Source organism: Streptomyces sp. NBC_00029, assembly GCF_045160505.1.
GTDB lineage: Bacteria > Actinomycetota > Actinomycetes > Streptomycetales > Streptomycetaceae > Streptomyces.
Window position 1 is genome coordinate 2,184,519 of record NZ_CP108292.1, and the last position, 22,704, is coordinate 2,207,222.

The following is a 22,704-nucleotide window of genomic DNA, read 5'->3' on the forward strand; positions in this document are numbered from 1 at the left end:
GCGGTCTCAGCCCTTCTGCTTCCGGCGCCGGGCGGCCGGCACCGTACGGCCAACGATCACGGTTCGTCGGGATGCCTTCGGCGGCATGCCGCCCGACGTCGCGGCATCCCCCTTGCCCAGCGCCTTGCGGACGCCGTAGCCGAAGGCCGCGACCTTCACCAGCGGCCCGCCGAAGGCGGTGGCCACGGTGGAGGACAGCGCGGAGGCGTTGGAGGTGACCTCCTGGACGTCGCTCGCGATGGCGTCGACCCGGTCGAGCTGGGTGCGCGCGGAGCGGACGGTCGTGGAGGCGTCGGCCAGCAGCGGGACGGCCTGGTCGGTCACGTCGGCCACCAGCTTGGTGGTCGCCTTGAGGACCTGGGCCAGCCTCACCAGGGCCACCGCGAGGAAGGAGATCAGGATGGCCCAGAAGACGGCCACGATGATCCCGGCCACCTCTACACCGGACACGTCACACCGCTCTCTGTCTGTTCCTGAAGTGCAGGACTATTCGCCCTCCGACCCTATCGCGCCGGAGATCCCCGGCCGTACCGGAATACGGGGAGGACGGGACCCGTCTTGAACGCAGCGCATCCGGACCAGTACCCTCCGTGTCCCATGCGACAGAGACCCCATCCAAGTGCCGCCGGGGGCAATCTTCCCTCGGAGCTCAGCCGGTTCGTCGGGCGGGGTGGCGAACTCGCCGAGCTGGGGCGGCTCCTGGATTCCTCGCGGCTCGTGACGGTGACCGGCGTGGGCGGGGTGGGCAAGTCCCGGTTCGCGCTCGCGGCCGCCCGGGCCGCCGCCGAGGGAGTGCAGGAACGCTACTGCGACGGGGTCTGGCTGGCCGAGCTGGCGGGCGTACGGGACCCCGCGCTGCTGGAGCTGGCCCTCGCCGAGGCGCTGGGGCTGACCGACCACACCACCCGGCCGCCCCGCGCCGTCCTGGCCGGGCACCTGGCGGAGCGGCGCCTGCTGCTGGTCCTGGACGGCTTCGAGCAGCTGGTCGACGAGTGCGCCGATCTCGTGCGGGAGCTGCTGCGGCGCTGCCCCGGCCTGCACGTCCTCGCGGCGGGGCGGCGCCCGCTGGCCCTGGACGGGGAGCTGGCCTTCCCGCTGGCCCCGCCGGACCCCGAGGAGGCGCTGGCCCTGCTGGCGGCGCGGGCCGCCGCGGCCGACCCGGCCTTCGCCGTGACCGAGGAGAACCGGGACGCGCTGGTCGAGCTGTGCGCCCGCCTCGACGGGATCCCGCTCGCACTGGAGCTGGCGGCGGGCCGGCTGCGGACGCTCTCCCCGGCCCAGGTGCTGGCCCGGCTGGAGGACCGCTTCGCGCTGCTGACGGGCGGCGCGCGAGGCGGGCTCGCCCGGCACCGGGCGCTGCGGACGGCCATCGGCTGGAGCCATGAGCTGTGCACGCCGGCGGAGCGGCTGCTGTGGGCGCGGTTGTCGGTGTTCGCGGGGCAGTTCGACCTCGACGCCGTCGAATACGTGTGCGCGGGTCCGGATGTGCCGGTGGAGGACGTGCTGGACCTGGTCGGGGAGCTCCAGGCCCAGTCCCTGCTGATCCGCGAGGAGACGCCCGCCGGGGTGCGGTTCCGCATGCTGGAGACCGTACGGGCGTACGGGGCGGGCTGGCTGGAGTCGCTGGGTGACGCCGGGCGCCTGCGGCGGCGTCACCGGGACTGGTACGTGGGGCTGGCGACGTGGTGCGAGCTGGACTGGTTCAGCCCGCGCCAGGAGGAGGTGGCCGCTCTGGTGGAGGTGGAGCTGCCGAACCTCCGGCTCGCCCTGGAGTGCTGCCTGGACGAGCCGGACGAGGCGCACCTGGGCCAGTACCTCGCGGGGACGCTGTGGTTCTACTGGGCGGGCTGCGGGCGCCTGACGGAGGGGCGGCACTGGCTGGACCGGACCCTGGAGCCGGTGGACCGGGCGACGTCGGACTACGAGAGCTCGCGGCTGAAGGCCCTGTGGGTACTGGGCTACGTCGCGGCCCTGCAGGGAGACGCGGCGGCCTCGATGAGCGCCCTGTACGAGTGCCGGGACGGGGCGGCGCAGAGCGGGAACCCGGTGGCGTCGGCCTATGCGGTGCACCGGATGGGCTGTCTGGCTCTGGTCTCGGACGACATGACGCGGGCCCGGGAGCTGCTGGGCACCGCGCTGGAGCAGTACCGGGCGGCCGGCGAGCTGAACAGCAACGTGCTGATGTGCCAGGTGGAGCTGGGGATGGCGCTGGCCTTCCTCGGCGATCTGCCGGGCGCGCTCGCGCTGTGCGGGGAGGTCCGGGAGATCTGCGAGGAGCGCGGGGAGCGCTGGACGAAGGCGTACGCCCTGTACGTCCTGGCGTACGCGGCCCTGGACGGGGGCCGCACGCAGGAGGCGCGCCGGCTGCTGACCGAGTGCGTGGCGATCAACCACGTCTTCCACGACCTGGTCGGGCTGGTGCTCGCGCTGGAGCTGCTCGCGCTGGTCACGGTGGCGGAGGGGGACGCGGCCGAGGCCGCGGTGCTCCAGGGGGCGGCGGAGCCCATGTGGGGCGGGGTGGGGCTGCAGCTGTTCGGCTCGGGGTACTTCAACGCCCCGCGGCTGATGTGCCGGGAGCAGGCGGGCGAGCTGCTCGGCGCCGAGCGGTACGCGGCGTACGAGGCCGAAGGGCGGGAGCTGAGCCGGGAGGCGCTGGTGGGACGGGCCCTGAGCAGCCCCGAGGAGCGCGGTGGCGGCGCCGGCGGGCTCCCGCGGCCGACGGGCCGGGGCGGCGGCGGTCCGCGCGGCTCCCGGGTCTCGACCCGGGCGGCGGCGGACCAGCCCTGAGGGCCCGGCGGAAACGGAAAACCCGCCGCCCCCCGGAGGGGACGGCGGGCTGACCAGCCAGTGAGACTAGGCCTGCATCAGCGGGCGTAGTACTCGACGACGAGCTGCTCGTCGCAGATGACCGGGATTTCCTTGCGGTTCGGGTCGCGGTCCAGGCGGAAGGCCAGGGCCTTCAGGTTGACCTGCAGGTAGCGCGGGGTCTCGCCCTCGCCTGCGTAGCCACCCTCACGGGCAACCTGGAACGGAACCTTCTCGCGGCTGCGCTCGCGCACGGTGATGACGTCGTCCGGGCGGACACGGAACGACGGCTTGTCGACCTTGTCACCGTTGACCTCGATGTGGCCGTGAACGACCATCTGGCGGGCCTGGTAGATGGTGCGGGCGATGCCCGAACGCAGAACCAGGGCGTCGAGGCGACGCTCGAGCTCGACGACAAGCGCCTCGCCCGTCTTGCCTTCGGCCTTCTTGGCGCGGTCGTACGCGCGGGCCATCTGACGCTCAGAGATGTCGTACTGAGCGCGCAGACGCTGCTTCTCCAGCAGACGAACCTTGTAGTCCGAGTTCTGCTTGCGGCCACGGCCGTGCTCGCCCGGCGGGTAGGGGCGGGCCTCGAAGTACTTGACGGCCTTCGGGGTCAGCGCAATGCCGAGGGCACGCGACTTCTTGACCTTGGGTCGCTTCTGGTTCACGGGGAACCTACCTCCATGTAAGTTAGGTGAGGCTTACCTTATCGAGGAGGACGTAATGTCTCGACCACATGGGATCCCCCTGCCCAGTGCGCAACGCAGTCCGGATTCAGACGAAACAGAATCCGCTTGCGCCGACGATAAGCAAGGTCAGCCGCGTCCCAGGGAAGGCGTTCGGCAGCTCACCGGAGCCGAACGCGTACGAACCCTCGTAGAGTCCAACGCCTCAGTATCCCTCACGCTGATCGGTGCTCGTGACAGTCACGAGACCGAGGAGTTCGGGACAGGGCTGCCGGTCGCACGGACCGTCACCCCGGACGGGGACGTGATTCTCCTTGTCTCAGGGGAATCCGCGGCTGCCAGGGCAGCCGCTTACGCCCAGGACGACGACCTCACCGCCGTGATCGAGATCACGGATGTGGCGCCGGTGTCCGTCCCACATCGTATCCGAGGCCGCGCCTGGCTGGCCGGGTGGCTTACCCCGGTGCGCGGGGACGAGCGCGCGGCCTGCGCGGCGCTGCTCGCGGAGCGGCAGCCGGTGGGCGAGCTGCTGGGCATGCGGGAGTCCCTCGACTCCCCGAACGATGCTCTCCGGGGCGGCGGCCGCCCGGCCTGGATGATGCTGCGCCTCGAGGTCGGCGAGATCTCGGTGGACGACCTGTGGGGCGCCGAGCACGTGGACCCGGAGGACCTGGCCGCCGCGGAGCCCGACCCGATGGTCGCGCACGAGACCGAACTGCTGCAGCACCTGCACGCCGCCCACGGCGACCGGCTCGGTGAGCTGGGCGGGCTGCTGGGCGCCCGCGAGGCCCGCGGCATGTCCGCCGTCCCGCTCTCCCTGGACCGCCTGGGCCTGCGCGTCCGCTTCACCGGCGGCGCGGCCGGTTCCTTCGACGCACGCTTCGACTTCCCCGAGCCGGTGGCCGACATCTGCGGCCTGCGCCGGGCGATGCACTCGCTGTTCTCGGCGGCCTCGCACTAAGGGGTGCGCTGCGGGGCGCAAGAGGCCAGCATGTCCTGGAGGGCGAGCTTCTCCGGCGCCGTCACGGACAGCCCGTACTTGGCCTTGATGCCGGTGTAGCGGCGCGCGTACTCGCACCAGTACGCACGCCGGGGCGGCCGCCACTTGTCGGCCGTCCTGCTGCCCTTGTCGTAGTTCGTCTGCTTGTCCGTGGCGAGCAGCACGTCGAGGTCGTTCGCGTACTCCAGCCTGCGCTGCGGGGTCCACGCGTACGCACCGCCCCGCCAGGCGGCGCCGAGCGCGACCACGTGGTCGGTCTGGATCTGCGAAGCCCGCCGGTAGGTGTAGGGCAGCTCCTTGCCGGTGTACGGGTCGTGCAGCACCCCGGACAGCACGACGCACGGGTTGCGGTCCCCCTCACGGAGCTCCCTGAGGTCCCGGCGCAGCACGTCGTCGCGGGTGTCGCAGCCGTTGCGCCCGCCGACGGCACCGGTCCCGTCGGACCAGTACCTGCCGAAGTTCTCGCGCTTGTACGTCCGCCAGTTCCGGCCCGGCCCGACCTTCAGCCCGGCCAGCTGCGCCTGCGCGGTGCGCGCGTCCGGAGGGAACCCGGCGCCGGTGAGGGGCACCTGCGCGACCAGCGCCGCCGCGCTGGCCCGGGCCGTCTGGACGTCGTCGTGGTGGCACCCGGCCGTTGCGGGCCCGGCCAGGGCGAGCGTGAGGACCACGGCGAACGGCCGGGACGGAGCCATGCCCGGAGCCTAGGCTCCGCCGCCCGGACCCCGGCGGGGCCACGCCGGGGTGCGGCGTCGGGCAGGTTGAAGCCGAAGTCGATGCGGCGCTCGTCGGCGAGCGCGTCCCCGCAGCATGCGCGGGTGGGGAGGTGCGTGGTCGCCCGGGCAGCCTGGGCCACCCCTTACGAAGTGGATCCGCGCAGGCGCTCGCGCACCTTTTCCACCACGTCCGCGTAGCGGGCTTCCGCGCCGTAGCGCGTCGGCTCGTAGTACCGCTTGCCCTGGATCTCGTCGGGCGCGTACTGCTGCGCGGCGATCGCGCCCGGCACGTCGTGCGGGTACACGTACCCCTGCGCGTGCCCCAGCTTCGCCGCGCCCTTGTAGTGCCCGTCGCGCAGGTGCGCCGGGACCGCGCCCGCCAGTCCCGCCCGTACGTCGGCCAGCGCCGCGCCGATCGCGGTCGTCGCGGTGTTGGACTTCGGGGCCAGCGCCAGCGCGATGGTGGCGTGCGACAGGGTCAGCGCCGCCTCCGGGAAGCCGATCATCGCCACCGCCTGGGCCGCGGCCACCGCGATCGGCAGGGCCGTCGGGTCGGCCAGGCCGATGTCCTCGCTCGCGGAGATCATCAGGCGGCGGGCGATGAACCGGGGGTCCTCACCGGCGTCGATCATCCGCGCCAGGTAGTGCAGCGCGGCGTCCACGTCCGAGCCGCGGATCGACTTGATCAGCGCGCTGGCCACGTCGTAGTGCTGGTCGCCGTCCTTGTCGTACCGGACCGCCGCCCGGTCGACCGCCTCCTCCAGCGTCTGGAGGGTGATCTCGTCCTCGCCCTTGGCGATGGCCGAGCCCGCGCCCGCCTCCAGCGCCGTGAGCGCCCGCCGGGCGTCGCCGCCCGCGATCCGCAGCAGGTGCGCCTCCGCGTCCGCGGGGAGGGACACGGTCCCGCCCAGGCCCCGCTCCTCGGTGAGCGCGCGCCGCATCAGCGCGCTCAGGTCCTCGTCGGTCAGCGGCTCCAGCGTCAGCAGCAGGGAGCGCGAGAGCAGCGGGGAGATGATCGAGAAGTAGGGGTTCTCGGTGGTGGCGGCGATCAGCGTCACCCAGCGGTTCTCGACGGCGGGGAGCAGCGAGTCCTGCTGCGCCTTGCTGAAGCGGTGGATCTCGTCGAGGAAGAGGACGGTGTCCTTGCCGTAGCCCCCGGCCGCGCGCTTGGCGCCCTCGATGACCGCCCGTACTTCCTTGACGCCCGCCGTGATCGCGGAGAGCTCCACGAAGCGCTTCTGGGTGGCCTGGCTGACCACGTACGCAAGCGTCGTCTTCCCGATGCCGGGCGGGCCCCAGAGGATCACCGAGGAGGCGCCGGCCGGGCCGACCGCCCCTTCCCCGACCAGCCGGCGCAGCGGCGATCCGGGCTTCAGCAGGTGTTGCTGGCCCACGACCTCGTCCAGGGTGCGCGGGCGCATGCGGACGGCGAGCGGGGAGCTCGCGGGGTCTTTCTCCCGGCGGTCTTCGGCAGCGGCGGTGAACAGGTCTGGTTCCACACGGGAAGCCTATGCGAGCCCACCGACAGAGCCGCCCGCCACCGTCAGGAGGTCCAGAAGTCCCACCAGCGGGTCAGGATCAGCATCCCGATGATCCCGACGTGGAGCACGGGCAGGACCCAGGTGAACTCGTCGAAGAAGGACTTGAGCCAGCCCGGCGCGGGCAGCAGTCCCTCGCGGACGTTGTGCGAGGTGACGTACCAGAACATGAAGATCGTGGCGACCCAGGCGAGGCAGCACCACAGGCAGAGCGAGTTGATGTTGTACAGCGACTGGTACATGAGCCAGGCGCAGAAGACGACGCCGAAGAGGGTGCCGGCGTTGAAGGTGAGCCAGTACCAGCGGCGGAACGAGGCTCCGGCCAGCAGGCTCATGCCGACGCAGATCACGATCCCGTAGGCGACGAGTCCGAGCATCGGGTTCGGGAAGCCGAAGGCGGACGCCTGGTCGCTCGTCATGATGTTGCCGCAGGAGACGATCGGGTTCAGGCTGCAGGCCGGCTTGAAGTCCGGGTCCTCGAGCAGCTTGAACTTGTCGATGGTGATCACCCAGGCCGCGATCAGGCCCGCGATGCCGGTGATCACCAGCAGCAGGGCCAGCGCCCGGCTCCCCCCGACGGTCCTGCCCCGGGCGGTGTCCGCGTCCGCGCTTCGTGTCGTCATACCGCCCGCTCCACATCTGCCAGGTGATCAAGCACGGGCCATTGTGCCGTACGAGCCTGTGAACGGGCGGGGCCGGGGAAGGATCCCCGGCCCCGCCCGTTGTGCTGTTCCCGTACCGCTGCCGTCAGGCGAGGCGGGCCCGGACCGTGTCCACCAGCTCGGCGACGGGCACGGCCGTCTGCTCCCCGGACTCCATGTCCTTGAGCTGGACGACGCCCTCGGCGAGGTCCCGCTCGCCCACCACGACCGCGAAGCGGGCACCGCTGCGGTTCGCGTCCTTCATGGCGCCCTTGAGGCCCTTGCCGCCGTACGACATGTCGGCCGCGACGCCCGCCTTGCGCAGCTGCGTCACGAGGCCGAACACGGTCGCCTTGGCCTCGCCCAGCGCCACCGCGAACACCGAGGTCGACGCCGGGATGTCGAGCTCGACGCCCTCCGCCTCCAGGGCGAGGACCGTGCGGTCCACACCGAGCGCCCAGCCGACCGACGGCAGGGCCGGTCCGCCGATCATCTCGGACAGGCCGTCGTAGCGGCCGCCGCCGCCCACCGCGGACTGCGAGCCGAGGCCGCCGTGGACGAACTCGAAGGTGGTGCGAGTGTAGTAGTCCAGCCCGCGCACCAGCTTCTCGTCGTCCTCGAAGGCGACGCCGGCCGCCGTCACCAGGGCGCGGACCTGCTCGTGGTACGCCTTGCACGCGTCGCACAGGTAGTCCCGCAGCACCGGGGCGCCGACGAGCTGCTTCTGGACCTCGGCCCGCTTGTCGTCGAGGACGCGCAGCGGGTTGATCTCAGCCCGGCGCACGGTCTCCTCGTCGAGGTCGAGACCGCCCAGGAAGGACTGCAGCGCCTCCCGGTACACCGGACGGCACTCCTTGTCGCCCAGCGAGTTCAGCAGGATCCGGAAGTTGCGCAGGCCCAGCGAGCGGTACGCCTGGTCGGCCAGGATGATCAGCTCGGCGTCCAGGGCGGGGTCCTCGGCGCCGATCGCCTCGGCGCCGACCTGGGAGAAGTGGCGGTAGCGGCCCGCCTGCGGCTTCTCGTAGCGGTAGTAGGAGCCCGAGTACCAGAGCTTGACCGGCAGGTTGCCCTTCTTGTGCAGGCTGGCCTCCAGCGCCGCGCGCAGCACGGATGCCGTCCCTTCGGGGCGCAGGGCGAGCTGGTCACCGCCCTTGGTCTCGAAGGCGTACATCTCCTTGGAGACGATGTCGGTGGACTCGCCGACGCCGCGGGCGAAGAGGCCCACGTCCTCGAAGCCGGGGGTCTCGATGTAGCCGTAGCCGGAGTTGCGCAGGGGCGCCGCGATGGCCTCGCGCACCGCCAGGTACTTCACGGATACCGGCGGGATCAGGTCGTACGTGCCCTTGGGGGCCTGGAAAGTAGCCACGAAGCTTTCGTCACATTCCTCGTCGTGGAGCGGCGGTGCCGTCTCCGAGCCCGGCGGCGACCTCCCGAAGGTACGGGTTGGTCGCGCGCTCGCGGCCGATGGTGGTCTGGGGACCGTGGCCGGACAGCACCACGGTCGAGTCGTCGAGCGGCAGGCACACGCGGCCCAGCGATTCGAGGATCTCGGCGTGGGAGCCGCCGGGCAGGTCGGTGCGTCCGATGGAGCCGGCGAAGAGCAGGTCGCCCGAGAAGAAGACCGGCGGGATGTCGGCCAGCTCGGGCATCCTGAAGGTCACCGACCCCTTGGTATGCCCCGGCGCGTGCGCGACGTTGAATTCCATTCCGGCCAGTTTCAGGGCGGCGCCGTCGGTCAGCTCGCGGACGTCGTCCGGCTCCCCCACGGTCAGCTCGCCCATGAGGGGCATCCCGATGGAGCGTCCGAGGGCCTTCTCCGGATCGCTCATCATGTAGCGGTCCTCGGGGTGGATCCAGGCCGGTACGTCGTGTGCTCCGCACACCGGGACCACCGAGGCCACATGATCGATGTGGCCGTGGGTCAGAACGACCGCGACGGGCTTGAGCCGATGCTTCTTCAGCGTCTCCTCGACACCCTGGGCGGCCTGATGGCCCGGGTCGATGATGACGCACTCCTCACCGGCGGCGGGGGCGACCACGTAGCAGTTGGTGCCCCAAGCGCCTGCGGGGAACCCGGCAATCAGCACGTTCGTCCTCAATCGTCGTCCGGCGGGAGGTTGTAGACAGGAATCCTGCTGCTCAGAGCCTACCGGCGCCGCTCATTACACAGCGAACCCATATACGGTACGGCCTAGCCCAGCCCGGACAGCAGTACCAGACACGTACAAGGAGACGACCCGGTGGTCACGAGCGATCAGCGACGGCGACAGCTCGCCAAGGAGAAGTACGAGCGCCAGCAGAAGCGCCGGGCCGAGGCCCGGCAGAAGTCGCGCCGGCGTGCGGCCGTGATCGGTGCGGCGGTGGCCGTGGTGATCGCGACGCTGGTGGGCCTGATCGTCGGCGGTGTCTTCGACAAGGACAAGAAGGACCAGGCCGCGGACCCGTCCGCGGACCCCTCGGCCTCGGCGAGCGAGCCCGCGCCCAAGCAGTCCCCCTCGCCGGAGATGGCGATCGACCAGAAGGGGAAGTACACCTTCGCGCTGAAGACCAGCGCGGGCGACATCAACTTCGCGATGGACGCGGCGAAGACCCCGCAGACCGTCAACTCCTTCAAGTCGCTCGCCGACAAGGGCTACTTCGACAACACCAAGTGCCACCGGCTGACGGCCGGAGGGATCTTCGTGCTCCAGTGCGGCGACCCCGAGGGCACCGGCCGGGGCGGCCCGGGCTACAACATCCCGGACGAGAACCTCGATTCGCTGGGCAAGGCCAACGAGCAGGGCCAGGTCGTCTACCCGGCCGGCACCGTGGCCATGGCGAACACGGGTCAGCCCGGCTCGGGCGGCAGCCAGTTCTTCCTGGTCTACAAGGACAGCCCGCTGGCGCCGTCGTACACGCCGTTCGGCAAGATCGACCCGGCCGGCGTGAAGGTCCTGGAAGAGATCGCGAAGGCCGGTACGGTCGACGGCGGCCAGGACGGCGCGCCGAAGAACGAGGTAAAGATCCAGAAGGGCACGGTCACGCAGAACTGACGTGATGCGGGGACCCCGGGCCCGGCCGGCCCACCGCCCGTACGCCGATATTCCGTCGTGCGGGATGCGGACAGCCGGCCCGGCGGTCGCCTATGTTGGCGTTGTGCAGGGCGGGCGCTGCCCGCCCCAGGAAACTGTGGACGATGCCCAGGGGGTGAACCCCTCGCAAGGCATCAGGTGGAGGAGGCGCTGTGAGCAGCGACCCGTGGGGCCGAGTCGACGAGACGGGCACCGTGTACGTGCGTACTTCCGATGGCGAGCAGGTCGTCGGATCGTGGCAGGCCGGCACCCCTGAGGAGGCCCTGGCCTATTTCGAGCGCAAGTACGAGGGCCTGGTGGTCGAGATCGGCCTCCTCGAAAAGCGCGTGCGGACCACTGATCTGTCCGCCAAGGACGCCCAGACGGCTATCGACCACCTGCGCGTGCAGGTCGACGAGCACCATGCCGTGGGTGACCTGGACGCCCTGCGCGTGCGGCTGGACAAGCTGGTCACGACCGTGGAGTCCCGGCGCGAAGAGCGCAAGGTGGCGAAGGCCAAGCAGACGGACGAGGCCCGTGCGGCCAAGGACGCGCTGGTCGTCGAGGCCGAGCAGCTGGCGCAGAGCGACCAGTGGCGCAGTGCCGGTGAGCGGCTGCGCGCCCTGGTGGACATCTGGAAGGGTCTGCCGCGCCTGGACCGCAAGTCGGACGACGAGCTGTGGCACCGGTTCTCCCACGCCCGTTCCGCCTTCTCCAAGCGCCGCAAGGCGCACTTCGCCTCGCTGGACGCCCAGCGCGAGGACGCCCGCAAGGTCAAGGAGAAGCTGGTCGCGGAGGCCGAGTCGCTGTCGAAGTCGACCGACTGGGGTCCGACGGCCGCCCGCTACCGCGAGCTGATGGCGGACTGGAAGGCGGCGGGCCGGGCCCAGCGCGAGTCCGAGGACGACCTGTGGAACCGCTTCCGCGGTGCGCAGGACGTGTTCTTCGCGGCCCGCAGCGAGGTCTTCGCCGAGCGTGACGCCGAGCAGACCGAGAACCTCAAGCTGAAGGAAGAGCTGGCCGACGAGGCCGAGAAGCTCGTCCCGATCACGGACCTGAAGGCGGCCCGCGCCGCGTTCCGCTCGCTCAACGAGCGCTGGGAGGCCATCGGCCACGTGCCGCGGGACGCCCGGCCGAAGGTCGAGGGCCGGATGCACACGGTCGAGCGTGCGATCCAGGAGGCCGAGGAGGGCGAGTGGCGTCGTACGAACCCGGAGGCGCGGGCCCGTGCGGCCGGCCTGACGGGTCAGCTGCAGGCGGCCGTCGACAAGCTGCGTACGCAGATCGACGCGGCGCGTGCGGCGGGCAACAACGCCAAGGCCGACAAGCTGGCGCGTGAGCTGGAGGGCCGCCAGGCCCTGCTGGACCAGGCGCTGAAGGGCCTGGAGGAGTTCGGCGGCTGACGCCCCGGACGCCTGTGTACGCAGGAGGGCCCCGGTACGGAGATCCGTACCGGGGCCCTCCTGCGTGTGCTACGGCCTGCGGGCCGAGGTGACGCGGTAGACGTCGTAGACGCCCTCGACGCCCCGGACGGCCTTCAGGACGTGTCCCAGGTGCTTGGGGTCGCCCATCTCGAAGGTGAACCGGGAGGTGGCCACCCGGTCGCGGGAGGTCTGGACGGCCGCCGACAGGATGTTGACGTGCTGGTCCGAGAGGACCCTGGTGACGTCGGACAGCAGCCGGGACCGGTCCAGCGCCTCCACCTGGATGGCGACGAGGAAGACCGAGGACTGGGTGGGCGCCCACTCGACCTCCAGCATCCGCTCGGGCTCCTGGGAGAGGGAGTCGACGTTGACGCAGTCCGCGCGGTGAACCGATACGCCGCTGCCGCGCGTGACGAACCCGACGATCGGGTCGCCCGGCACCGGGGTGCAGCAGCGGGCCAGCTTGACCCACACGTCGTCGACGCCCTTGACGACCACACCCGGGTCGGCGTTGCTGCGCCGCTTGCGGCCGCGCGCGGGCGGGATCGACTCCTCGATGTCCTCGTTGGCCGCCTCCTCGCCGCCGAGCGCCGCCACCAGCTTCTGTACGACGCCCTGCGCGGCCACGTGGCCCTCGCCGATGGCCGCGTACAGGGAGGAGATGTCGGGGTAGCGCATCTCGTGGGCGAGGGTGACGAGCGAGTCGCCGGTCAGGATGCGCTGGATCGGCAGGTTCTGCTTGCGCATGGCCCGCGCGATGGCGTCCTTGCCGTGCTCGATGGCCTCGTCGCGCCGCTCCTTGGAGAACCAGCCGCGGATCTTGTTGCGGGCGCGCGGGGACTTCACGAAGCCCAGCCAGTCGCGGGACGGGCCCGCGCCCTCGGCCTTGGAGGTGAAGACCTCGACCAGGTCGCCGTTGTCGAGCGTGGACTCCAGCGGGACGAGGCGGCCGTTGACCCTGGCGCCTATCGTCCGGTGGCCGACCTCGGTGTGGACGGCGTACGCGAAGTCCACGGGGGTGGCGCCGGCGGGCAGCGCGATGACGTCGCCCTTGGGTGTGAAGACGAAGACCTCGTTGCGGGAGAGGTCGAAGCGCAGCGAGTCGAGGAACTCGCCCGGGTCCTCGGTCTCCTTCTGCCAGTCCAGCAGCTGGCGCAGCCAGGCCATGTCGTTGACCGTGTCCTGGCCGGCGCTGCCCTTGGCGGCCTGCGGGACGTCGGTGCGGACCTTGGAGGTGCCCGCGACGGTCTGCTGCTTGTACTTCCAGTGCGCGGCGATGCCGTACTCGGCGCGGCGGTGCATGTCGAAGGTGCGGATCTGCAGTTCGACGGGCTTGCCGCTGGGTCCGATGACCGTCGTGTGGAGCGACTGGTACATGTTGAACTTGGGCATCGCGATGTAGTCCTTGAACCGGCCGGGGACCGGGTTCCATCGCGCGTGCACGGTGCCCAGGGCCGCGTAGCAGTCCCGGACGGTGTCGACGAGGACGCGAATGCCCACCAGGTCGTAGATCTCCGCGAAGTCACGGCCGCGGACGATCATCTTCTGGTAGACGCTGTAGTAGTGCTTCGGGCGGCCCGTCACGGTGGCCTTGATGCGGGCGGCCCGGAGGTCGACCTGCACCTCGTCGGTGACGACGGCGAGGTACTCGTCGCGCTTGGGCGCGCGCTCGGCGACCAGGCGCACGATCTCGTCGTACATCTTCGGGTAGAGGATCGCGAAGGAGAGGTCTTCGAGCTCCCACTTGATCGTGTTCATGCCCAGGCGGTGTGCCAGCGGGGCATAGATCTCGAGGGTCTCGCGGGCCTTCTTCTCCTGCTTCTCCCGCTTGAGGTAGCGCATGGTGCGCATGTTGTGCAGCCGGTCGGCGAGCTTGATGACCAGGACGCGCGGGTCCTTGGCCATGGCCACGACCATCTTGCGGACGGTCTCGGCCTGGGCCGCCTCGCCGAACTTCACCCGGTCCAGCTTGGTGACGCCGTCGACGAGCAGGGTCACGGCGTCGCCGAAGTCGCGGCGCAGGTCCTCGAGGCCGTACTCGGTGTCCTCGACGGTGTCGTGGAGCAGACCGGCCATGAGCGTGGCGGGATCCATGCCCAGCTCGGCGAGGATCGTGGTCACCGCGAGCGGGTGGGTGATGTACGGATCGCCGCTCTTGCGCTTCTGGCCGCGGTGCCAGCGCTCGGCGACCTGGTAGGCCTGCTCCAGCTGGCGCAGCGTCGACGTCTCGATCTTCGGGTCGTTGCTGCGGACTATACGGAGCAGGGGCTCCAGAACCGGGTTGTACGGGTTCGAGCGCTGCACGCCGAGCCGGGCGAGGCGGGCGCGCACCCGGTTGGAGGACCCGGCGGACTTCGCCGGCGCGGGCTTGGCCGGCGGCGCCGGAGGGGCCGGCGGGGGCGTGGCGGGAGCCGCCGTGGTCTGCTCGGCCTGCGGGTCGGGCTGCGCGGCGGAGATTGGCTGGACCTCGTCTGGCAAGAGCGCTCCTCTGGGGGTCCCCCCGGACGCAAGTGTGGGGGAGGATCCGGTGCCCGTGTCCGGTCCGGACAACCCATGGTAGCGAGGGTTGGCCCACCCCGTTCCCCCAGCCTCCGCCCCCTGCTGCCGGCCCACCGGTGTCCGAGGCACGGGGGTCCGGGGGCGATGCCCGGCAGCGGCCCCGCACACGGAAGCGGCGGGCACCCGGGATGTCCCGGATACCCGCCGCTTCGGCACAGCAGGGTCAGACGACGATCAGCGCGTCCAGCGGAGCCCCGTCCAGGGCGGGCGCCAGCTTGGCCCGCCCCGGCAGGAACGACAGCTCCATCAGGACCGCCACGCCAGCGACCTCCGCGCCGGCCCGCCGGATCAGCGAGAGCGAGGCCTCCGCCGTCCCACCGGTGGCCAGCACGTCGTCGATGACCATGACCCGGTCACCGGCCGACAGGTCCTCCGCGTGGATCTCGATCTCCGCGGTGCCGTACTCCAGCTCGTACGACTGCGCGAGCGTCGCGCCCGGCAGCTTTCCGGCCTTGCGCACCGGCACGAAGCCGATCCCGGCCTGCACGGCCACGGGAGCCGCCAGGATGAAACCGCGCGCCTCCAGCCCGACGATCTTCGTCGCGCCGTACCGCCCGGCCAGCTCCACCAGCGTGTCCGTCAGCGCGGCGAACGCCTTGGGGTCCGCCAGCAGCGGCGTGATGTCCTTGAACATCACGCCCGGCTTCGGGTAGTCCGGCACGTCCTTGATCCGGCTGAGCAGCAGGGAGCGGACGTCCTCGGACAGCGGCGCCGTCAACGCCGCCGCCCCGGCCGGCCCTGCGCCACGACCTGCGGCTCGTCCTCGGCCTCGTAGGCCTCGTCCGGGGACTCGCCCTTGGCCACGGCGGCCGCCCGCTTCGCGAGCACCCGCTTCTTGAGCGCCTTCATCGCCGGCTCGCGCTCCTTGAGGTCGACGACCAGCGGGGTCGCGATGAAGATCGAGGAGTACGCACCGGCCGCGAGGCCGACGAACAGCGACAGCGAGATGTCGTTGAGCATGCCCGCGCCCAGGAAACCGCCACCGATGAACAGCAGGGCGGCGACCGGGAGCAGCGCCACGACCGTGGTGTTGATCGAGCGGACCAGGGTGCCGTTGATGCTGCGGTTGGCGATCTCGCTGTACGTGTAGCGGGTCTGCTTCGTGATGTCCTTCGAGCCCTCCTTCAGACCGTCGAAGACGACGACGGTGTCGTAGAGGGAGTAACCGAGGATCGTCAGCAGACCGATGACCGTGCCCGGGGTGACCTCGAAGCCGACGAGCGCGTACACGCCGACGGTGATCGTGAGGTCGTGGATCAGCGCGATCAGCGCGGCGACCGCCATGCGCCATTCGAAGGCGATGGCCAGGTAGATCACCACGAGGACCATGAAGATCCCGAGACCGGTCCAGGCCTTGTTCGCGATCTGCTCGCCCCAGCTGGGGCCGACCAGGTCGGCGTTGATGTCGGCCTCGCCGACCTTGAGGTCGGCGGCGAGCTTCTTCTTGACGTCGGTGGCGGCGTCGGTGTCCACACCCGAGATCTGGATGCGCAGACCGCCGGTGCCGAGCTCCTGGACGATCGCGTCGTGGCCGGAGGCCTCTTCCGCGGCTTCCGTCGCCTTGGCCACGGAGACGGTCGTCTTCGGGGTGGTGAAGACGGCACCGCCCTTGAACTCGATGCCCATGTTGAGGCCCTGGACGGCCAGGGCGACGATCGCCGTGATGGTGATCAGGATGGAAACGCCGTACCAGAGAAAGCGCTTGCCGACGAAGTCGTAGCCGACCTCACCGCGGTACAGCTTGGCGCCGAGAGCTCCCAGCTTCGACATCTCTCACGCCTCCTTTGCGTCGACGGGGGCGGGGGCGGAACCGGTACGGCGGGACCGGCGCAGCGGAGGCTTGGCGCCCAGCCGCTTCGGGTCCAGCCCGGACCACGGGTGTCCGCTGGCGAAGAACTTCGTACGCGCCACCAGGGTCATGACGGGCTTGGTGAAGAGGAACACCACGACCACGTCGAGCAGGGTGGTAAGACCCAGTGTGAAGGCGAAGCCCTGGACCTTGCCCACGGTGACGATGAACAGCACCGCTGCGGCGAGGAACGACACGAAGTCGGAGACCAGGATCGTGCGACGGGCACGCGGCCAGGCGCGCTCGACGGCCGGACGCAGGGTGCGGCCCTCGCGGATCTCGTCCCGGATGCGCTCGAAGTACACGATGAACGAGTCCGCCGTGATGCCGATCGCCACGATGGCGCCGCAGACGGCGGGCAGGTTCAGCGCGAAGCCGATGCCCTTTCCGAGGAGCGACATGATCGTGTAGGTCAGGATCGCGGAGACCAGGAGGCTGACGATGGCGATGAACGCCAGGCCCCGGTAGTACACCAGCAGGTAGATCACCACGAGGGCGAGGCCGATGGCGCCGGCGATCAGGCCGGCCTTCAGCTGCTCGCCGCCGAGGGCGGCGGTGACGGTGGTGACGCTGTCCTCGCTGAAGGAGAGCGGCAGGGCGCCGTACGAGAGCATGTTGCCCAGGTCCTGCGCGGACTGCTGGGTGAAGCCGCCCGAGATCTCGGCGTTGCCACCGGTCAGCGCCTGGCTCACGGACGGGTCGGAGATGACCTTGCCGTCGAGCACGATCGCGAACTGGTTCTGCGGCATCTGCTTGGTGGCCAGCTCACCGGTGATCTTGGCGAACTTGTCGGCGCCCTTGTCGGTGAACTGCATGGTGACGATCCACTGGCCGCGCTGGGGGTCGATCTGCCCCTTGGCTTCCTTCACGTCCTGGCCGTTGACCTGGGCCGGGCCGAGGACCCACTTGCTCCAGGCGTCGCCGCGCTGGCCACAGGCGATCATCGGCTCCTCGGGCTTGGCGCCCTGGCCGGCGGCGGCGCGCTGCGCCGGGTCGTTGCAGTCCAGTGCCGCGAACTTGGCCTGGAGGGCCGCTGCGGCGGCCTCGTCACCGGTCGGCGCCGGCGCGGAGGCGGAGGCCGAGGGCGACGGAGCCTTGGTGTCGTCTGCCTTCTTCGACTCGCTCGCCGAGGGCGAGGGAGTGGGGGCGGCCGGGGCCTTGAGGGCCTCACTGAGCGCGCGGCCCTGGGAAGTGGCGCTGGACGACGGGGTGGCGGAGGGGCTGGTCTTGCCGTCCCCGGCCTTGGGAGCCCCGGAGCCGCTCGCGGAGGGGCTCGGGCTCGGGGTGCCCTCGGGAGCGGCCGGGGAGCCGTCCGCGAAGGCGATGACCGGGCGGAAGTAGAGCTGGGCGGTCGTACCGACCTGCTCGCGCGCCTGCTGCTCGTTCGTCCCCTTGGGGATGTTCACGATGATGTGGTCGCGGCCCTGGGTCTGGACCTCCGCCTCGGACACGCCGAGACCGTTGACGCGGCGGTCGATGATGCCGACCGCCGTGTTCATGTTGGTCTCGTTGATGGCGCTCTCTTTGCCGGGCTCGCTCTTGGCCTTGAGCGTGATGCTCGTGCCGCCGGCGAGGTCGATGCCCAGCCTGGGAGTCGTCTGCTTGGAGATGAACATCCCCGCGGTGAGCGCCACCATTGCGATCAGGATGATCGCCAGGGCGCGCCCCGGCCTCCCCTGAGCCCCCGTGGGCCGCCGGCCCTTCTTCGGTGCTGCCACCTTGTCGTTTCTCCCTGTCCAACCGTCCCGCGCCGGGTCAGCGCGTGGACGGCCACGAAATGTGTGGTGGGGACCCCTGCCCCCCGCAGAAGTGTCACAGACGAGGACCGTGCCGGTCGCCGGTCGGGCGCCTCCACGGTCCCCCGTCGAGCGTTACTTCGCGCCGGCCTCGCCGTCGGACTTGCCGTCCTTGGGCTCGTCGTCGCCCTTGGGCGCGTCCTCGTCCTTCTTGCCCAGGTCGAGCTTCGGAGCCTCGTCCTCGTCCTTGGTGAGGTCCGTCTTCGGAGCCTCGGTCAGCGAGGAGGCGTCATCCGGGACGACCGGCGTGTCGGTCGGCTCGTCGTCGCTGATGCCGTGGACGATGCGGTTGTACTCCGCATCCTCGAGAATGGCGCCGATGGAGTTCTTCGCGAAGATCGCGTGGACGCCGGGAGCCAGCTCCAGAGTGACGGTGTCGTCACCGATCTCCTTCACCGTGGCGTACATGCCGCCGATGGTGCGGACCCCGGTGCCGGGCGTCATCTGGTTGCGCATCTGCGCAGCTGCCTGCTGCTTCTTCTTCGCGGAGCGGGTCATCAGGAACATCGCCCCGATGAGCACGATGAACGGGAGGAGTGTCACGAGATTCACGGGACGGAGATCCTTCGCACGACCGCACGCGGACGGCGGCCTTTTCTACGGGGGTGGGCACACCGACCCGAAGGGTCGGCATCGGCGGAGTCTAGGCGAGTCCGCACCGATGGAACAACGCCCAGCATGGCACCGCAGTTCCTGAGGGCGCGAACCTCCGCGCCGTCAGGCCCCGAACAAGCCCTGTTGTCCGCTTGATCCACTCCCGCCGTGCTGCGGCGGTACGAGTCCCAGGTGAGCCCATGCGGCGGGCGTCGCCACCCGTCCCCGCGGGGTGCGGGCGAGCAGCCCCTCGCGGACCAGGAAGGGCTCCGCGACCTCCTCCACGGTCTCCCGTTCCTCGCCGACCGCCACGGCGAGGGTGGACAGGCCCACGGGTCCGCCGCCGAAGAGCTTGAGCAACGCTTCGAGAACGGCCCGATCCAGTCGGTCGAGGCCGCGCCCGTCCACCTCGTACACCTGGAGGGCGGTGCCGGCCACCTCGCGGTTGATCACGCCGTCGGCCCGGACCTGGGCGTAGTCGCGGACACGGCGCAGCAGGCGGTTGGCGATACGCGGGGTGCCGCGGGAGCGTCCGGCGATCTCGGCGGCGCCGGCGGTGTCGATCTCGACGTCGAGGAGGCGGGCGGAGCGGTGGATCACGCGTTCCAGCTCCTCGGGGGCGTAGAACTCCATGTGACCGGTGAAACCGAAGCGGTCGCGCAGCGGCGGGGGCAGCAGGCCGGCCCGGGTGGTGGCGCCGACCAGGGTGAAGGGCGGCAGCTCCAGCGGGATCGCGGTGGCCCCGGGGCCCTTGCCGACGATCACGTCGACGCGGAAGTCCTCCATGGCCATGTAGAGCATCTCCTCGGCGGGCCGGGACATGCGGTGGATCTCGTCGAGGAAGAGGACCTCGCCCTCCTGGAGGGAGGAGAGGATCGCGGCGAGGTCGCCGGCGTGCTGGATGGCGGGGCCGGAGGTGATGCGGATGGGAGCGCCCATCTCGGCCGCGATGATCATGGAGAGGGTGGTCTTGCCGAGGCCGGGCGCACCCGAGAGCAGGACGTGGTCGGCGGTGGCTCCGCGCTGGCGGGCCGCCTTGAGGACGAGGTCCAGCTGCTGGCGGACCTTCTCCTGGCCGACGAACTCCCCGAGGTCCTTGGGGCGCAGGGCCGCCTCGACGGCGGTGTCCTCGCCGTCGGCGGCGGCCGCCACGATCCGGTCGTCGCTCTCGTCTTCCCAGTTCACGCTGTCAGTCTGCCTTCTCGGTGGTGGAGCAGGTGTTCGGTGCCCCGCGGGCGCAGCTCGGCACAGGGGGCCTCGCCGACGTTCGCGGAGCAGGGTGCGGGGCGGATCCGTGGCGGGGTCGGGGGCGGAAGAGCCCCGCTCATGGAGCCCCGGGCACGGCGGGGCCGCGGAGCGGTCAACGGGCCCGGTTGAGGGACTGCAGGGCCGCCCGCAGGAGCTGCGGCACGGGGGCGGAGCCGCCGGCGGCGATGGCCGCCTCGGCCTGCGGGGTGACTGCGGCGACGGCGTCCTCCGCGTCGCGCGAGGCGTAGCCGAGGCCGATCAGGGCGGCGGAGAGCTGCTCGGTCCAGGGGGCGGGTCCGGAGGCCGCGGCCCGCTGGGCGCCCACGAGGCCGCTGCTGCCCAGCGGAGCCCCCAGCTTGCCCTTCAGTTCGAGGAGCAGCTTCTGGGCCCCCTTCTTGCCGATGCCCGGTACCGCCACCAGCGCCTTCTCGTCCCCCGTGGAGACGGCGAGGCGCAGGGCGTCGGGGCTGTGCACGCCGAGCATGGCCTGCGCGAGCCTGGGCCCGACGCCGCTGGCGGTCTGCAGGACCTCGAAGACCTGGCGCTCGTCGTCGTCGGCGAAGCCGTAGAGGGTCAGCGAGTCCTCCCGTACGACCAGGGAGGTGGCCAGCCGGGCCTGCTCCCCCATCCGCAGGCCGGAGATGGTGTTCGGCGTGCAGTGCACGGCCATGCCCACTCCCCCGACCTCGATCACGGCAAGGGTGGGGGCGAGTGCGGCGACGGGGCCGCTGACGAAGGCGATCATCGGGTACGGCCTTTCGAGGCGTGCAGAGCGACCGCCTGCTGGAGGCGGTTCTGGGCGGGGGCCCGCCAGATGTGGCAGATGGCGAGGGCGAGGGCGTCGGCGGCGTCCGCCGGCTTGGGCGGCGCGTCCAGCCTCAGCAGCCGGGTGACCATCGCCCCGACCTGTGCCTTGTCGGCCCGGCCGCTGCCGGTGACGGCGGCCTTGACTTCGCTGGGGGTGTGCAGGGCGACCGGTATCCCGCGGCGGGCGGCGCACAGCATCGCCACGGCGCTCGCCTGGGCGGTGCCCATCACGGTGCTGACGTTGTGCTGGCTGAACACCCGCTCCACGGCGACGACTTCGGGCCGGTGCGTGTCGAGCCACTCCTCGATGCCCTGCTCGATGGCGACGAGCCGGAGGCCCAACTCGGCGTCCGCGGGCGTCCGTACGACCCCCACGCCGAGCATGGTCAGGGGCCGGCCGGCCACACCCTCGACCACGCCGACGCCGCACCGGGTCAGCCCCGGGTCCACACCGAGTACGCGCACGCACCAACCCCCTGTCCTTCGCTCGCCTGTCCGGTCCGGTGCAGGCTATCCGGCGCCACTGACAAAGCGACGGGCCGACAGGGTGTGTCCCTGTCGGCCCGTGGAAATCAGTGCCCGGATCAGGCGTCGACCTTCTCCATGACCTCGTCCGAGACGTCGAAGTTGGCGAAGACGTTCTGCACGTCGTCGCTGTCCTCCAGCGCGTCGATCAGCTTGAAGATCTTGCGCGCGCCCTCTTCGTCCAGCTCGACCTGCATGGTCGGCAGGAAGTTGGAGTCGGCCGAGTCGTAGTCGATGCCGGCGGCCTGGAGCGCGGTACGGACCGCGACCATGTCGGTGGCCTCGCTGATGATCTCGAAGCTCTCGCCGAGGTCGTTGACCTCTTCGGCACCGGCGTCGAGCACCGTCTCCAGAACGTCGTCCTCGGAGAGCTCGCCCTTGGGCAGCAGGACGACACCCTTGCGGTTGAACAGGTACGAGACCGAGCCCGGGTCGGCCATCGAGCCGCCGTTGCGGGTCATGGCGACGCGCACGTCGGACGCGGCACGGTTGCGGTTGTCGGTGAGGCACTCGATGAGCACCGCGACACCGTTGGGACCGTAGCCCTCGTACATGATCGTTTCGTAGTCGGCGCCGCCGGCTTCGAGTCCACCGCCGCGCTTGACCGCGGAGTCGATGTTCTTGTTCGGGACCGAGCTCTTCTTGGCCTTCTGGATGGCGTCGAAGAGCGTCGGGTTGCCATCGATGTCGGCGCCGCCCATACGGGCCGCGACCTCGATGTTCTTGATCAGCTTCGCGAAGAGCTTGCCGCGCTTGGCGTCAACCACGGCCTTCTTGTGCTTCGTCGTAGCCCATTTAGAGTGGCCGGACATCTGCCTGTCTCCTTCGCGTCACCAACAATGTTCGCCTCAGATCCTACCGGGACGCCGTTACAGCCCGGTGCGCACCATGTCGACGAAGTACGCGTGAACGCGGTCGTCTCCGGTCAGCTCGGGGTGGAACGAGGTCGCGAGGACATTGCCCTGGCGCACGGCGACCGTGTGGCCGTCGTACGTGGCGAGCACCTCGGCGGCGGCGCCGACCGACTCGACCCAGGGGGCACGGATGAAGACGCCCTCGACGGGACCGCCCGCTATGCCCGCGAAGTCGACCTTCGCCTCGAAGGACTCGTTCTGCCGGCCGAAGGCGTTGCGGCGCACGATCATGTCGATGCCGCCCAGCGTCTCCTGGTCCTCACGGCCGTCCAGGAGCTTGTCCGCCAGCATGATCATGCCGGCGCAGGTGCCGTACACGGGCATTCCGGCGGCCACGCGCTCGCGCAGCGGCTCCAGCATGCCGAACAGCACGGCCAGCTTCGACATGGTGGTGGACTCGCCGCCGGGGATCACCAGGGCGTCGACCTCGGCGAGCTCCTCGGGACGCCGGACCGGCCTGGCCACGGCGTCCGCCGCGGCCAGGGCGATCAGGTGCTCCCGTACGTCGCCCTGGAGCGCCAGGACACCGATCACGGGGGTGTTCGTCATGAC

Annotated in this window: 21 protein-coding genes; 4 read left to right on the forward strand and 17 right to left on the reverse strand. The window is 70.9% G+C overall.

The window, feature by feature from the left end:
* Positions 1 to 6 precede the first annotated feature (6 nt).
* On the reverse strand, positions 7 to 450 hold the full coding sequence (locus tag OG753_RS10530) for a DUF948 domain-containing protein (protein ID WP_327261553.1): 444 nt from the start codon (positions 448 to 450) through the stop codon (positions 7 to 9).
* 147 nt (positions 451 to 597) lie between these two features.
* Between OG753_RS10530 and OG753_RS10535 the strand changes: the two genes are divergently transcribed.
* Entirely contained in the window at positions 598 to 2,787 is a 2,190-nt protein-coding gene (locus OG753_RS10535; RefSeq protein ID WP_405788214.1) for an ATP-binding protein, read from the forward strand.
* 77 nt (positions 2,788 to 2,864) lie between these two features.
* Here the strand turns inward: OG753_RS10535 and rpsD are convergent, their stop codons facing one another.
* Positions 2,865 to 3,476: a 30S ribosomal protein S4 gene (gene rpsD, locus OG753_RS10540; RefSeq protein ID WP_008740451.1), complete on the reverse strand. Its 612-nt coding sequence runs from the start codon at positions 3,474 to 3,476 to the stop codon at positions 2,865 to 2,867.
* Positions 3,477 to 3,531: 55 nt separating this feature from the next.
* Between rpsD and OG753_RS10545 the strand changes: the two genes are divergently transcribed.
* Complete coding sequence (locus tag OG753_RS10545) at positions 3,532 to 4,455, forward strand: DUF2470 domain-containing protein (RefSeq protein ID WP_327261555.1); 924 nt, start codon at positions 3,532 to 3,534, stop codon at positions 4,453 to 4,455.
* Here the strand turns inward: OG753_RS10545 and OG753_RS10550 are convergent.
* The 5 genes from OG753_RS10550 to OG753_RS10570 form a co-directional block, all read right to left on the reverse strand.
* Positions 4,452 to 5,186, reverse strand: coding sequence for an HNH endonuclease family protein (locus OG753_RS10550; RefSeq protein ID WP_405788216.1), 735 nt, complete (start codon positions 5,184 to 5,186; stop codon positions 4,452 to 4,454). The genes OG753_RS10545 and OG753_RS10550 overlap by 4 nt on opposite strands.
* 164 nt (positions 5,187 to 5,350) lie before the next feature.
* Entirely contained in the window at positions 5,351 to 6,706 is a 1,356-nt protein-coding gene (locus tag OG753_RS10555) for a replication-associated recombination protein A (RefSeq protein ID WP_327261557.1), read from the reverse strand.
* A 44-nt stretch (positions 6,707 to 6,750) separates the two neighbouring features.
* Positions 6,751 to 7,368 carry a vitamin K epoxide reductase family protein gene (locus OG753_RS10560; RefSeq protein ID WP_401284291.1) on the reverse strand — a complete coding sequence of 206 codons (618 nt, stop codon included), beginning with the start codon at positions 7,366 to 7,368 and terminating at the stop codon, positions 6,751 to 6,753.
* A gap of 124 nt (positions 7,369 to 7,492) precedes the next feature.
* Complete coding sequence (gene hisS, locus OG753_RS10565; RefSeq protein ID WP_401284289.1) at positions 7,493 to 8,752, reverse strand: histidine--tRNA ligase; 1,260 nt, start codon at positions 8,750 to 8,752, stop codon at positions 7,493 to 7,495.
* A gap of 10 nt (positions 8,753 to 8,762) precedes the next feature.
* Complete coding sequence (locus OG753_RS10570; RefSeq protein ID WP_327261560.1) at positions 8,763 to 9,473, reverse strand: MBL fold metallo-hydrolase; 711 nt, start codon at positions 9,471 to 9,473, stop codon at positions 8,763 to 8,765.
* Between the two features lie 153 nt (positions 9,474 to 9,626).
* Between OG753_RS10570 and OG753_RS10575 the strand changes: the two genes are divergently transcribed.
* Both OG753_RS10575 and OG753_RS10580 read left to right on the forward strand, forming a co-directional pair.
* A complete protein-coding gene (locus OG753_RS10575) occupies positions 9,627 to 10,418 on the forward strand; it encodes a peptidylprolyl isomerase (RefSeq protein WP_327261561.1) in 792 nt (263 codons plus the stop codon).
* A 191-nt stretch (positions 10,419 to 10,609) separates the two neighbouring features.
* Positions 10,610 to 11,839, forward strand: a complete 1,230-nt coding sequence (locus tag OG753_RS10580) for a DUF349 domain-containing protein (protein ID WP_327261562.1) — start codon at positions 10,610 to 10,612, stop codon at positions 11,837 to 11,839.
* A gap of 69 nt (positions 11,840 to 11,908) precedes the next feature.
* On the opposite strand, the gene OG753_RS10585 is transcribed toward OG753_RS10580, so the two are convergent.
* The 10 genes from OG753_RS10585 to pdxT all read right to left on the reverse strand — a co-directional run bounded on the left by OG753_RS10585 (position 11,909) and on the right by pdxT (position 22,701).
* A complete protein-coding gene (locus tag OG753_RS10585) occupies positions 11,909 to 14,338 on the reverse strand; it encodes a bifunctional (p)ppGpp synthetase/guanosine-3',5'-bis(diphosphate) 3'-pyrophosphohydrolase (protein ID WP_327261563.1) in 2,430 nt (809 codons plus the stop codon).
* A 244-nt stretch (positions 14,339 to 14,582) separates the two neighbouring features.
* Positions 14,583 to 15,137: an adenine phosphoribosyltransferase gene (locus tag OG753_RS10590; RefSeq protein ID WP_327261564.1), complete on the reverse strand. Its 555-nt coding sequence runs from the start codon at positions 15,135 to 15,137 to the stop codon at positions 14,583 to 14,585.
* Positions 15,134 to 16,189: a protein translocase subunit SecF gene (gene secF, locus OG753_RS10595; protein WP_405788221.1), complete on the reverse strand. Its 1,056-nt coding sequence runs from the start codon at positions 16,187 to 16,189 to the stop codon at positions 15,134 to 15,136. The genes OG753_RS10590 and secF overlap by 4 nt, the downstream gene beginning before the upstream one ends.
* A 3-nt stretch (positions 16,190 to 16,192) precedes the next feature.
* Positions 16,193 to 17,986, reverse strand: a complete 1,794-nt coding sequence (gene secD, locus OG753_RS10600; protein ID WP_405788223.1) for a protein translocase subunit SecD — start codon at positions 17,984 to 17,986, stop codon at positions 16,193 to 16,195.
* Positions 17,987 to 18,139: 153 nt separating this feature from the next.
* The gene (yajC, locus tag OG753_RS10605; RefSeq protein ID WP_405788225.1) at positions 18,140 to 18,616 is read right to left on the reverse strand and encodes a preprotein translocase subunit YajC; all 477 of its coding nucleotides are present in this window, start codon (positions 18,614 to 18,616) and stop codon (positions 18,140 to 18,142) included.
* A 165-nt stretch (positions 18,617 to 18,781) separates the two neighbouring features.
* On the reverse strand, positions 18,782 to 19,843 hold the full coding sequence (gene ruvB, locus OG753_RS10610; RefSeq protein WP_030723602.1) for a Holliday junction branch migration DNA helicase RuvB: 1,062 nt from the start codon (positions 19,841 to 19,843) through the stop codon (positions 18,782 to 18,784).
* A gap of 175 nt (positions 19,844 to 20,018) precedes the next feature.
* Complete coding sequence (ruvA, locus tag OG753_RS10615) at positions 20,019 to 20,651, reverse strand: Holliday junction branch migration protein RuvA (RefSeq protein WP_327261568.1); 633 nt, start codon at positions 20,649 to 20,651, stop codon at positions 20,019 to 20,021.
* Positions 20,648 to 21,178, reverse strand: a complete 531-nt coding sequence (gene ruvC, locus OG753_RS10620; protein ID WP_030387186.1) for a crossover junction endodeoxyribonuclease RuvC — start codon at positions 21,176 to 21,178, stop codon at positions 20,648 to 20,650. Before ruvC ends, ruvA begins: the two co-directional genes overlap by 4 nt.
* 119 nt (positions 21,179 to 21,297) lie before the next feature.
* Complete coding sequence (locus OG753_RS10625; protein ID WP_030765687.1) at positions 21,298 to 22,050, reverse strand: YebC/PmpR family DNA-binding transcriptional regulator; 753 nt, start codon at positions 22,048 to 22,050, stop codon at positions 21,298 to 21,300.
* Between the two features lie 57 nt (positions 22,051 to 22,107).
* The gene (pdxT, locus tag OG753_RS10630) at positions 22,108 to 22,701 is read right to left on the reverse strand and encodes a pyridoxal 5'-phosphate synthase glutaminase subunit PdxT (protein WP_401284273.1); all 594 of its coding nucleotides are present in this window, start codon (positions 22,699 to 22,701) and stop codon (positions 22,108 to 22,110) included.
* Between the last annotated feature and the right edge of the window lie 3 nt (positions 22,702 to 22,704).

Bases quoted from the DNA above. Each gene is read 5' to 3' on its own strand.
- pdxT (WP_401284273.1), bottom strand. From the start codon at position 22,701: ATGACGAACACCCCCGTGATCGGTGTCCTGGCGCTCCAGGGCGACGTA.
- OG753_RS10545 (WP_327261555.1), top strand. From the start codon at position 3,532: ATGTCTCGACCACATGGGATCCCCCTGCCCAGTGCGCAACGCAGTCCG.
- OG753_RS10550 (WP_405788216.1), bottom strand. From the start codon at position 5,186: ATGGCTCCGTCCCGGCCGTTCGCCGTGGTCCTCACGCTCGCCCTGGCC.
- OG753_RS10625 (WP_030765687.1), bottom strand. From the start codon at position 22,050: ATGTCCGGCCACTCTAAATGGGCTACGACGAAGCACAAGAAGGCCGTG.
- ruvA (WP_327261568.1), bottom strand. From the start codon at position 20,651: ATGATCGCCTTCGTCAGCGGCCCCGTCGCCGCACTCGCCCCCACCCTT.
- OG753_RS10560 (WP_401284291.1), bottom strand. From the start codon at position 7,368: ATGACGACACGAAGCGCGGACGCGGACACCGCCCGGGGCAGGACCGTC.
- OG753_RS10535 (WP_405788214.1), top strand. From the start codon at position 598: ATGCGACAGAGACCCCATCCAAGTGCCGCCGGGGGCAATCTTCCCTCG.
- secF (WP_405788221.1), bottom strand. From the start codon at position 16,189: ATGTCGAAGCTGGGAGCTCTCGGCGCCAAGCTGTACCGCGGTGAGGTC.